An 11,693-nucleotide genomic window follows, 5' to 3' on the forward strand; every position below is an offset into this window, starting at 1 on the left:
GCGGCCCGGAGAGGGCCGCCGCATCGGGGATGGGGATCTGATGGCGAACGGGGAATCGATCGGCGGCCCGGAGGCCGCGCCCGCCGGGCGGCTCAGTTCGGTGGCGTTGCAGGCGTGGTTCGCCGAGCAGATCGCGGCGGCCGCCGGGATCGCGCCGGACGAGGTGGACCCGGAGGCGAGTTTCCGGGACCTGGGGCTGTCGTCGCGGGCGCTGGTCTCGCTGCACGGAGCCCTGGAGGACAGGCTCGGCCGTACGGTGCCGGCGGAGGTCGTCTGGGAGCACGGCAGCCCGGCGCGGCTGGCGCGGTTCCTCGGCGGGGACTCCGCCGCCGGCGCGCGGGGCGTGTCCGCCGCCGGGCACGGCCCCGCGGCGGCGGACGGCGCAGGGCCGCACGGGCCGCACGCCGGGCCGGTCGCCGAGCCGATCGCGGTCGTCGGCATCGGGCTGCGGCTCCCCGGCGGCGTCGACTCCCCGGACGGCTTCTGGCGGCTGCTGTGCGACGGAGCCGACGCCGTGCGCGAGACGCCGCCGGAGCGCTGGTCGCTGGACGCCGAGGCCGTCCGGCGGGCGGGCGCGGATCCGGCCGCGTGCCGCTGGGGGGCGCTGCTGGAGCGGGTCGACGAGTTCGACGCCGGGTTCTTCGGCATCTCGCCACGCGAGGCCGTCGCGATGGATCCCCAGCAGCGGCTGCTGCTCGAGGTCGCCTGGGAGGCGATCGACCGGGCGGCCGTGCCGCTGGACCGTCTGCGCACCGGCCGGACCGGGGTCTTCGTCGGGATCGCCAACTACGACTACGGCCGGATGCAGGACGCGGAGGGCGCCGGAATCGGGGCCTACACCAGCACCGGCAGCGCGTTGAGCATCGCCGCGAACCGGCTGTCGTACGCCTTCGACCTGCGCGGACCGAGCCTGTCGGTGGACACCGCCTGCTCGTCGTCGCTGGTGGCCGTGCATCTGGCCGCGCAGAGCCTGCGCAACAGAGAGAGCGACGCCGTGCTCGTGGGCGGGGTGAGCCTCGCGCTGTCCCCGGTCATCGGGCTCAACTACGGCCTCCTCGGCGGGATCTCGCCGACCGGGCGATGCCGGGCCTTCGACGCCGACGCCGACGGCATCGTCAGGGGCGAGGGGGTGGCCGTCGTCCTGCTGGAACGGCTCTCCGACGCCGTACGGCACGGCGACCCGGTCATCGCGGTGCTGCGCGGCAGCGCGATCAACCAGGACGGGCGGACGAACGGCCTGACCGCGCCAAGCGCCGCCGCGCAGGCCGACGTCGTACGCAGCGCCTGGCGGGAGGCGGGCGTCACGCCCGCCGACGTCGGCCTGGTGGAGACCCACGGCCCCGGCACCCGGCTCGGCGATCCGATCGAGGTCGCCGCGCTCGCCGAGGTGTTCGGCGACGAGGGCGTCCGCTGCGCGCTCGGATCGGTGAAGACCAACATGGGGCATCTGGAGGCGGCCGCCGGGCTCGTCGGGCTGGTCAAGGCGGCACTGTGCGTGCAGCGCGGCAGGATCCCCGGCAACCTGCACTTCCGGCGGCCCAACCCGCGGATCCCGCTTGAGGGGACGCCCTTCTTCGTGCCCACCGCCGTGACCGACTGGCCCGCCGCCTTCCCCCGGAGGGTCGCCGGAGTCAGCAGCTTCGGCTTCGGCGGCACCAACGCGCACGTCGTGGTGGCGAACGCCGAGACGCCGCAGGTCCCCGCAGACCCGGACCCGGCGGACGGCAGGCCGCACGTCCTGGTGGCGTCGGCCCGCGACGCCGGTGCGCTGGCGCGGTCCGCCCGGCGGCTGGCCGAGACCGTCGAACTCGAGGCGTCACTGGGCGACCTGTGCTTCACCGCGGCCCGGCGCCGGACCCACCTGGAGCACCGCCTCGCCGTGGCCGGGCACAGCCGGGAGGAGCTGGCGGCCGGGCTGCGCGCCTTCGCCGACGGCGGTCATCCGGCCGGGGTGCGGGCCGGGCTGGCCCGCGGTGTCGCGCCGATGGTGGCGTGGTGCTTCGCCGGGTACGCCGGAGACCCGGGCGAGGCCGGCCGGGCCCTGTACGCCGTGCCCGGCCCGTTCAGGGACACCATCGACCAGGTCGCGCCGCTGATCGCCGAGGAGGCCGGTTTCGACGTCCGCGACATCCTGCGGGAACGCGCGACCGCGCCGGAAGACCGGCTGGACGTGCTGCTGCCGGCGGCCTTCGCCGTGCAGGTCGCTCTGGCGGCCTGGTGGCGGTCCGCCGGTGTCACGCCCGACGCCGTCGTGGGGCACAGCGCGGGCGAGGTCGCGGCCGCGTACGTCGCGGGCGCGCTGGACCTGCCCGACGCCACCCGGGTGATCTGCCGGCGGGCCCGGCTGCTGCAGACGCTCACCGGCCGCGGCGCCATGATGGCGGTGGACCTGCCGTACGAGCGGGCGCTCCGGGACTCCGGCGGCGGCCTCGCGATCGCCGTCGACGCGGCGCCCGGACAGGTCGTCGTGTCCGGACCGGACGAGGCGCTGGCCGCGCTGGGCGAGCGGTGCGAGGCCGAGGGCGTCCGCTTCCGCCGCCTCACCACCCGGGTGGCCGGCCACTCGGAGCTGGTCGAACCCATCCTGGCCGAGCTGGGGGAACAGCTGAGCGGCATCACGCCGCGGACGCCGGCCGTCCCGTTCGTGTCCACCGTGGACACCGGGGTGTGGAACCCGGTCGCCGACACCGCCTACTGGTTACGCAACCTGCGGCGGACCGTGCACTTCCGGCCCGCGGTCGAGGACCTGGCCGCGCGTGGGTTCGGTGTGTTCCTGGAGATCAGCACGCATCCGGTGCTGGTCCACTCGATCGACCGCACGCTGCCCGCAGGAGGGTCCGCGCGGCCGGCCGTCCTGTCCTCCGTCCGGCGTGACGTGCCGTCGTGGGAGTCGCTGCTCGCGACGCTGGCCGAGCTGCACTGCCGGGGCGTCGCGGTGGACTGGTCGGCCCGCTACCCGCGGGGCGAGATCGTCCCGCTGCCGTCCTATCCCTGGCAGCACCGGCCGTACTGGTTCACCCCGCAGGAGCGCAGCCCCGCCGGTCCGGCCTCGGCCGCGACCGCCGCGCCGGAGCCGGCGGGGTCGCCGGGCTCGTCCGCGGCGACCCGGCCTCCGGCCTCGCCGCCCGGGCAGTACAGCGTGACGTGGCACCCGGCACCGCCGCCCGCGGCGCCCGCCGCCCGTGACGACGGCTGGCTGGTGCTGAGCGACGACGGCCCGTACGGCACGGCGGTCGTCGTCGAGCTGGCCCGGCGCGGACGGCGATGCCTCCTCGTCCGGCCGGACCGGCTCGACGAGCACGTGCTGCGGCGCCTGCGCGAGGGGGAGCAGCCCTGGCTCGTCGTCGACCTGCGCGCCCTCACCGACACCCAGGAGGACCACGAGACGATCCCGCCGGACCTCGCCGAACGGCGTCTGGCGCGGACCACCGCGCTGGTCGCCGGCCTGACTGCGGCGGGGCTCGGCGACCGGGCGCGCGCCTGGTGGGTCACCCGGGGCGCCCAGCCCGTGTCCGGGCGGGGCGAACCGGTCGACGTGGCGTCGGCGGCGCTCTGGAGCCTGGCCCGGACGGTGCGGCTGGAGCACCCCGGCCTGTGGGGCGGCCTGCTGGACGTCGGCGCCGACGACCCCGCGCTGGTGGCACGCTGCCTGGCCGACGAACTGCTCGCCGCGGGGCCGGAGGACGAGGTGGCCTACCGGGAGGGGAGGCGCTTCGTCGCCCGGCTCACCGCCGCCGAGCCCGCCCGGCCCGGTGCCGCCCCGGACGCCGACCCCGAGGGCGCCTACCTGGTCTGCGGCGGCCTGGGCCGGCTCGGGACGGAGGTCGCGCGGTGGCTCGCCGGGCGCGGCGCCCGCCACCTGGTCCTGACCGGACGCACCGGCCCCGGCCCCCGGCACCAGGCCGGGCTGCGGGCCCTGGCCGACCTCGGTGTCGAGGTCACGACGGTGCGGGCGGACGTCGCCGACGAGGCCGCGATGACGGCGCTGTTCGAGCGCTTCGGGCGGGACCTGCCGCCGCTGCGCGAGGTGTATCACCTGGCCACGAGCCGGGGGATCGGCCGCCTCGCCACCACCCGCGCCGAGGACGCGCACGCGAGGCTGGCGGCGAAGGTGCGCGGGGGCTGGCTGCTGCACCGGCTGTGCGACGGCCGCGGCGTGTCCCGTCTCGTCTTCTTCTCCTCCGCCGTGGCGTGCCTGGGATGGCGATCGGGCGGGCACTACGCCGCGGCCAACGGCTTCCTGGACGCCCTGGCGCACGAGCGCACCCGCGCCGGGGAGCCGACGCTGAGCGTCGGCTGGGGCGCCTGGGACATGCCGGACTCGCCCGACGTCGACCTGGTCGGCGACGACGGGTTCCGTCTCATGCCGCCCGGCGACTGCCTGGCGATCCTCGGCTCGCTGCTGACCGGAGACGCGACCCACCGCGCGGTGGCGGCGGTCGACTGGCCGGTGCTCGCGGGCGCCTACCGGTCCGGCCGTGCGGTGCCCGTGCTCGACACGGTCGCGGGCGCGGCCCGGCCGGCCACGGCCGAGCCTCGGGCGGCCGAGCCGGCGGAGGGGAGCCCGGCGCCGGTCCGCGACGACGGCGTTCGGGCCGCCGCACCGCAGGCCGCCGCACCGCAGGCCGCCACACCGCGGGCGGCCGTCCCCGGCGGCGCGGACGGGACTCCGGAAGCCCAGGCCGCGCCCCGCCCGGACGCCGTGGACGCCGTGAACGCCTTGAACGCCTTGAACGCCCTGAACGACGTGGACGGCATGCGCGGGATGCTGCGCGCGGAGCTCGCCGCCGTCCTGCGGGTCGAAGATCCGGCGGAGATCGACCCCCGGGTCGGCCTGTTCGAGCTCGGGCTCGACTCGGTGATGAGCGTCGAGCTGCGCGCCCGGATCGAGCGGCGCCTCGGCCGCGAGGTGCCGCCGACCCTCGTCTTCGAGTTCCCGACCATCGAGGAACTGGCCGTCGCCCTGTCCGGAGACACGGCGGGTGACGTGGCGGGGAACACGGCGGGAGGCGTGGCGGGGATTACAGCGGGAGGCGTGGCAGGGGATATGGCCGGGCAGCCGGCCCCCTTCTCCGCCCGTCCTGTCCCCGCCGGCCGTCCCGGCTCCGCCGGAGGCGACGGCGGACCGGCGGCCGCCGCGGGCGCGCCCCTGCGGGCGGACCTGCCCTCGCCGGCGGACCCGCCCCACGCCGCCGAGGCGGAAGCGGCGCCGTACGGGCACGACCCGCTGGAGGAACAGGACGAGCTGATCAGGCGGCTGGCCGAGAAGCTGGAGCTGCTCCGCTGACCGCCCGCGTCCGTGACCGCGCGATGAGGGAAGGGACCGTATGGACATCGATCCGGCGCACCGGGTCTTGCTCGGCCGCGCGCTGGCGACCATCGAGGATCTGGAGGCCCGCCTCCGGCGGGCGGAGCGGGACCGCGCCGCGCCGATCGCCGCGCCGATCGCCGTGGTGGGGGTCGGCTGCCGCCTGCCCGGCCGGATCCGGGGCGCCGCCGAGTTCTGGCGTGCCCTGCGGGACGGCGCCGATCTGGTCGGCGCGCTCGATCGGCGGACGGCCGAGGCCGGCGCCTCGCCCGGCGGGTACGTGACCGGCCTGCCGGGCGCCTACCTCGACGACGTCGACCGGTTCGACGACGAGTTCTTCGGCATCCCGCCGGGCGAGGCGGCCGTCATGGACCCCCAGCAGCGGCTCCTGCTGGAGACGGCCTGGGACGCGCTCGAGCACGCGGGCATGCCGCGCGAGACGGTACGGGGCAGCGTGACCGGCGTCTTCCTGACCCTCGGCACCCACGACTACTGGCAGGTGGGCGTCTCCCGGCTCGGCACCGCGCCGCGGCACGACCACGCCGTGCTCAACAACTCCCACAGCACCGCCTGCGCCCGGATGTCGCACCTGCTGGGCGTACGGGGCCCGAGCCTGACCGTCGACGCCGGCTGTTCGTCGGCCCTGCTCGCGACCCACCTGGCGGCCCGGAGCCTGCGGACGGGCGAGTGCGACGCGGCGCTGGTCGGGGCGGTGAACCTGATGATGGCCGAGTCCTCGGGCGCCGGCATCGCCGAGGCGGGCTCGCTGTCGCCGGACGGCCGCTGCCGCACGTTCGACGCCGGGGCGGACGGCTACGGGATCGGCGAGGGCTGCGGCGTGGTGGTGCTCAAACGCCTCGCGGACGCGGAAAGGGACGGCGACCGGGTGCTCGCCGTGCTGAGCGGCAGCGCGGTCAACCACAACGGCGGCGGGCCCGGGTACGGCGTCCCGGCCGTCTCCGCCCAGCGCGAGGTCATCCGCGCGGCCTACGAGGACGCCGGGGTCCCGGCGTGGAGCGCGACGTACGTGGAGAGCCACGGCACCGGCACCCCCATGGGCGACGCGGCCGAGTTGCGCGCGCTCGCCGCGGAGCTGCTCCCCGGCCGCCCGGCCGACCGGCCGCTCGTGGTGGGCGCCGTCAAGACCAACGTGTCACACCTGTTCGCCGCGTCGGGCGTCATCGGACTCATCAAGACCGTGCTGTGCCTGCACCACGGGGAGATCCCGGGAAACCTGCACTTCACCCGGCCGCATCCCGACCTCGGCCCGCTTCCCCCGGCGATCGTCATCCCCGGCGCCGCGCGCCAGTGGCCTCGGGGCGGCGAGCGGCGGGTCGCCGGTGTCAGCGCGTTCGCCGCCGGCGGCAGCAACGCCCACCTGGTCGTGACCGACCCGCCGGCCGGGGCCGCGACCGGCGGCGGGCCCGCGGCGGACGACGGCCTGCGCCCGGTTCTGGTCCCGGTGTCGGCCCACGACGAGGCGGCCTCGCGCGCGCTGGCAGCCGGGCTCGCGGACCTGCTGGAACGCGGCGGCCCCGGGATCACCCCGGCCGACGTGGCGTACACGGCTGCGCGGCGGCGTTCGCACCACGCGCACCGGGGGGCGGTGACCGGCCGCACGGCCGGAGACCTCGTCACGGCGCTGCGCCGGCTCGCCGAGGGCCGGAGCGGGCCCGCCGCGCGGGCGGGGCGGGCCTCCGTCGCCGTGCGCACCGCGTGGTGCCTGGGCGCCGGAGCCGACTGGCCGGTCATGGCCTCCCTCGCCCGCGGCGAACCGGTCCGCCGGCTCCTCGCCGAGGCGGCGCCCCTGGTGGCCGCCGAGACCGGTGTCGATCCGGCGGCCGCCGACTGGGCGGAGCTCGCCGCCGCCCACCGATCCGGCCGTCCCGTCCTGGGGCCGGGCGGAGCGCCGTACGACCCGGCGGCGGCGCGGGCGCTCACCGTGCTGGCGCAGATCGCCCTGGGAAGCTGGTGGCGGTCGCTGACCGGCGAACCGGCCCTGGTGCTGTGCACGGGGCTGGGCGTGCCGGCCGCTCGTCACCTCGTCGGCGGGCGATCGCTGGAAGACACGATCAAGTCGGTGCTGGCGGACGACGGCCCGGACGTCGGCCTCCCGGACGAGGGCGGCCCGTCCGCGCTGCGCCGTTACGACGACCCGGCCGCGCTCGCCGCCGCGGCGTCCGGACTGGCGCGGGACGGCCGGCACGGCGTCGTGGAGATCGGCCCGGTCCGCGTGCCGCCCGGCCCCGATCCCGGCGCGGACGACCCCGGCACGTCGGTGCTGGACGCGCTCGGACGGCTGTACTGCCGCGGTGTGGACGTGCGGTGGGACGTCCTGTATCCCACGGGACGCCATGTCGACCTGCCGCCCTATCCGTGGGCGGACCGGCGGCACTGGTGGAGCCCGCCGCCCGGCGGGCGGGACGCGAAGGAGCCGCGGGAATGACCGCTACCGGCCAGTGGGGCCTCGTCGAGAGAGGGTGCTGAACTACCGTGCGCAGAGCCTTGATCACCGGAATCACCGGTCAGGACGGGTCCTATCTCGCGGAGCTGCTGCTCGCCAAGGGCTATGAGGTGTTCGGGCTGCTACGCGGCCAGAACAACCCCAAGGCCGCCTGGTTGGAGCGCGAGTTGCCCGACGTGCGCGTCCTCACCGGCGACCTGCTCGACCTGCCCGGCCTCATCCGCGCCTTCGCCCGCGCCGATCCCGACGAGGTGTACAACCTGGGCGCCATCTCCTTCGTCGCCTACTCCTGGGAGAACGCCCGCATGGTCGCGGACGTTACCGGGGGCGGGGTGCTGAACATGCTGGAGGCGGTCCGCCTCCAGCAGGAGCGGAGCGGCCGGCAGGTGCGTTTCTACCAGGCGTCGAGCTCGGAGATGTTCGGCAAGGCGCAGGCCGTCCCGCAGAACGAGACCACCCTGCTGTGGCCGCGCTCGCCGTACGGGGTCGCGAAGGTCTTCGGCCACCACATGACCGTCAACTATCGCGAGACCTACGGCATGCACGCCAGCTCGGGCATCCTGTTCAACCACGAGTCGCCGCGCCGCGGCCCCGAGTTCGTCACGCGCAAGATCTCGCGCGCGGTGGCGCGGATCGCGCTGGGCACGCAGCACGAGCTGGTCCTCGGCAACCTGGACGCCAGGCGCGACTGGGGGTTCGCCGGCGACTACGTGAAGGCGATGCACCTCATGCTGCAACAGGATTCGCCGGACGACTACGTCATCGCGAGCGGAGAGGCCCACTCCGTGCGCGAGTTCCTCGACGCCGCGTTCGCGTACATCGGCGTGGACGACTGGTCCCCGTACGTGCGCACCTCGGCGCGTTTCGTCCGGCCCGCCGAGGTCGACCTGCTCGTCGGCGACTGGAGCAAGGCCAAGTACGTCCTGGGCTGGAAGCCGGAGGTGGGGTTCGAGGAGCTGGTCGCCATGATGGTCGAGGCCGACCTGGACGCGGAGGTCCGCGCCGAGAGCGGCGCCGCCGAGGCGACCCCTCAGCGGCCCGACTTCCGGTCCCTGAGCCGGGCGAATGTGACGTGGACGAGCCCGGCGGCGCCCGGCAGGGCCGTGCCGAGCAGCAGGCCCATGGCGACGTGGTAGACGATCTGGTGGGCGACGACGTCCGCCGCGAGCAGGGAGCCGGTCACCCCCGTGAGCAGCGCGACCCCGAGCAGCGTGAGGGACAGCGCGAGGTACTGCCGCAGCGGGCGGGTGGCCCGCAGCTCCTGGCAGATGAACAGCACGGCCGGGGCGGTGGTCATCCGGAGGCCTTCGGCGACGTACCCGAGAGCCCGCAGCGGATTGGCGCTGAAGAACCGGACGACGGCGGGGATGCCCGCCGCCCACACGGCGTCCGGCGGCTCGCAGTTCTCCTTCAGCCACTGGGAGGCGCCCCACAGGACCGCGAGCCCGGCGACCATGAGCGCGTACTCGCTCCAGGGGCGGGGGCCGCGGCCCGCTTCCCGCGCGGAATCGTCCGTCGTCATGCATCCTCCGCCGATGGCCCGCACCGGCAGGATAACGACGGCGGCTCTGCCCAGCGGCGATTCGCCGGAATACGCCTGCTTCCGGTCAGACGGCGGTGAAGCGGACCTCGCGGGTGGCGGGGTCGGCGCGGGTCAGCCGTACGGGGATGCGCTCGCCGAGCGGAAGCCGGTCGCCGTCGCAGCGGGCGATGACGGCGGGGTCCGCCACCTGGACCTGCCCGCCCGGTTTGCCGTCGGTGACGTCGATGACGACCGCTTCGAAGACCTGGCCGATCCGGGGCCGCAGCACGGCCGCCTCGACGAGGTCGACGCAGGCCCGCCCGACCCCGGCGGCCCGTCTGCCGCCCTCGGCCATCCGGCCGGGCAGGTCGGGCAGCGCCCGCGCGACGTCTTCGGGGACCGGCCGGTCCGCCGTCGCCGCCAGGCAGACCTCCGTGCCGTACCGGTCGACCAGGCGCCGCAGCGGCGCGGTCACGTGCGCGTACGGCGCGCCGACGGCGGAGTGCAGCGACTGCCCGGGCGGGCCGCCGTCGAAGGCGGTGTAGGCCGCGCCGCGCAGCAGCACCGTCGACTCGTGCAGGAACGCCGCGTGCCCGGGGAGCGCGGGATCGAGGCCGTGCACGACGTCGGCGTACGTCGCGCCGTCCGGCCAGGGCACTCCGAGCGCGGCGGCCACAAGGCGGACCTTCTCGACGTCCTCGGGGCCGGCCTGGGGGAGCACCCGCAGCACGCCGACGCCCGCCTCCAGCATGATCCGCGCGGCGGCGATGCCGGTGAGCAGGGAGATCTGCGCGTTCCACGCCTCGCAGGGTTGGTTGCCGCGGAACTCCAGGCGGTAGCCGCCCGCGCCGTCGGCGACCACCTCCTGGTCGGGCGTCGGCAGCGACAGCCCGCCCCGGGCCCGCTCCCGTTCCAGCCGGAGCGGTCCCACCTCGGCGAGCAGGGCGAGCGTGCCCTCCGCCCGGCCGGCGTCCACGGTGGCCTGGACCGTCTCGTAGTCGAGCCGGTCGCGGCTGCGGACCAGCGCCCTGCGCAGGTCGACGGCCTCGATCTCGCCTCCGGCGTCGAGGTCGAGCCGCCACAGCACGGCGGGACGGGTCTGCCCGGGGAGCAGACTGGCCGCGCCCTCCGACAGGACCGGGGGATGCAGCGGCACCCGTCCGTCCGCCATGTAGACGGTCTCGCCACGGTTGCGCGCCTCGCCGTCGATCGCGCTCTCCGGCCGGACGAACGCTCCGACGTCGGCGATCGCGTACCAGACCCGGTAGCCCGGCCCGCGCCGCTCGATGCACAGCGCCTGGTCGAGGTCCATCGAGCCGGGCGGGTCGATCGTCACCAGCGGCAGGCCGGTGTGATCCCCGGCGGGTACGTCCGGAGCCTTCGCGGCCCGTTCGGCCTCCTCCTGCACCGGCTCGGGGAAGCCGTCAGGGAGGTCGTAGTCGCCGCGAATGCGGGCGAACCCGTCGCGGAGGCCGTTCGCGGTGTCCCGGAGGCGGATCGTCATGTACGGCACGCGATCAACCTACCCGGGAGCGGACATAACAGGCCGTAAACGACCTGCAGAGGTCACGCCGCCTCCCCTTGGACCCGACCCGGTGGCGCGCGATCGTCAGATCCTGTGCCGGACCTCCCAGGCCGGCCGTTGGAGCTGGTCGTTGTACACGATGACGTCGGCGTGGTCGGTTGGGCGGACCGTGGCGAAGTAGAGCTTTTGGGAGGGGATGTAGCGGTCGCGCCAGGACCGTTCGATTTCGGCGGTGTCGGCGGTGGGCCCGGCCGGTGCTGCGTTTCGGTCCCGGGCGCGAGCCACCGTCTTCTCGAAGGGGACGGACACGAAGATGCGCAGGTCCCACCGGTCGATGAGTTCCGGGCGCAGGAGGAAGACGCCGTCGAAGAGCAGTACGGCGTCCGCTGGTGCGGTCCTGGCCGGCGGGGACGACGGGGTCTCGGTGTCTCTGTCGTAGACCGCGTGCCGGAACCTCCGGTCTCCGCCTGGCCCCAGCGGATCGAGCAGGACCCGGCACAGCGCGGCGTGGTCGTGGGCGTCGAAGTAGCAGCCTTCGGCCGAGTACCGGCCGCGTCGGTAGCGCTGTGCATGCGGGACGAGGAAGTCGTCGATGGTCGCGCGGATGACGTCGCGGTCCTGCGCGCGCAGGACGACGGCGAGCTCGTCGGCCAGCGTGGTCTTGCCGGAGGCGGGCGGCCCGTCGATGGCCACCCGCAACGGGTGCGCGGCCGTGACGGACCTGACCGCCTCGGCCAGCTGGCTGACGAGCTCGCCGCGGGTGCCTTGTTCCATTGCCGCTCCTCTCCCCGTGTCTCTGTTCGGCACCGCACGTCAGGCTGCGGTCGCCGGCTCGCGAGAGAGCGCCATGCCTATCACGGTAACCGGGCGCATG

The 11,693-nt window shown here is 75.7% G+C and carries 6 protein-coding genes; 3 read left to right on the forward strand and 3 right to left on the reverse strand.

Annotated elements, in window-relative coordinates:
- The first annotated feature begins 40 nt into the window (after positions 1-40).
- Genes F5972_RS18305 through F5972_RS18315 form a run of 3 tightly spaced genes read left to right on the forward strand, consistent with a single transcriptional unit; the run spans position 41 to position 8,908 of the window.
- On the forward strand, positions 41-5,287 hold the full coding sequence (locus F5972_RS18305) for a type I polyketide synthase (protein WP_150934770.1): 5,247 nt from the start codon (positions 41-43) through the stop codon (positions 5,285-5,287).
- Positions 5,288-5,327: 40 nt separating this feature from the next.
- On the forward strand, positions 5,328-7,754 hold the full coding sequence (locus F5972_RS18310; RefSeq protein WP_150934771.1) for a beta-ketoacyl synthase N-terminal-like domain-containing protein: 2,427 nt from the start codon (positions 5,328-5,330) through the stop codon (positions 7,752-7,754).
- Positions 7,755-7,801: 47 nt separating this feature from the next.
- Positions 7,802-8,908 carry a GDP-mannose 4,6-dehydratase gene (locus F5972_RS18315; RefSeq protein ID WP_150934772.1) on the forward strand — a complete coding sequence of 369 codons (1,107 nt, stop codon included), beginning with the start codon at positions 7,802-7,804 and terminating at the stop codon, positions 8,906-8,908.
- Here F5972_RS18315 and F5972_RS18320 read toward each other — a convergent pair.
- The 3 genes from F5972_RS18320 to F5972_RS18330 all read right to left on the reverse strand — a co-directional run bounded on the left by F5972_RS18320 (position 8,803) and on the right by F5972_RS18330 (position 11,593).
- A complete protein-coding gene (locus F5972_RS18320) occupies positions 8,803-9,294 on the reverse strand; it encodes a hypothetical protein (protein WP_150934773.1) in 492 nt (163 codons plus the stop codon). The genes F5972_RS18315 and F5972_RS18320 overlap by 106 nt on opposite strands.
- A gap of 85 nt (positions 9,295-9,379) precedes the next feature.
- Complete coding sequence (locus F5972_RS18325) at positions 9,380-10,798, reverse strand: RNB domain-containing ribonuclease (protein WP_150934774.1); 1,419 nt, start codon at positions 10,796-10,798, stop codon at positions 9,380-9,382.
- Positions 10,799-10,903: 105 nt separating this feature from the next.
- A complete protein-coding gene (locus F5972_RS18330; RefSeq protein ID WP_150934775.1) occupies positions 10,904-11,593 on the reverse strand; it encodes a cytidylate kinase family protein in 690 nt (229 codons plus the stop codon).
- Positions 11,594-11,693: the final 100 nt, after the last annotated feature.

It is taken from the genome of Microbispora cellulosiformans (genome assembly GCF_008728085.1).
GTDB lineage: Bacteria > Actinomycetota > Actinomycetes > Streptosporangiales > Streptosporangiaceae > Microbispora > Microbispora amethystogenes.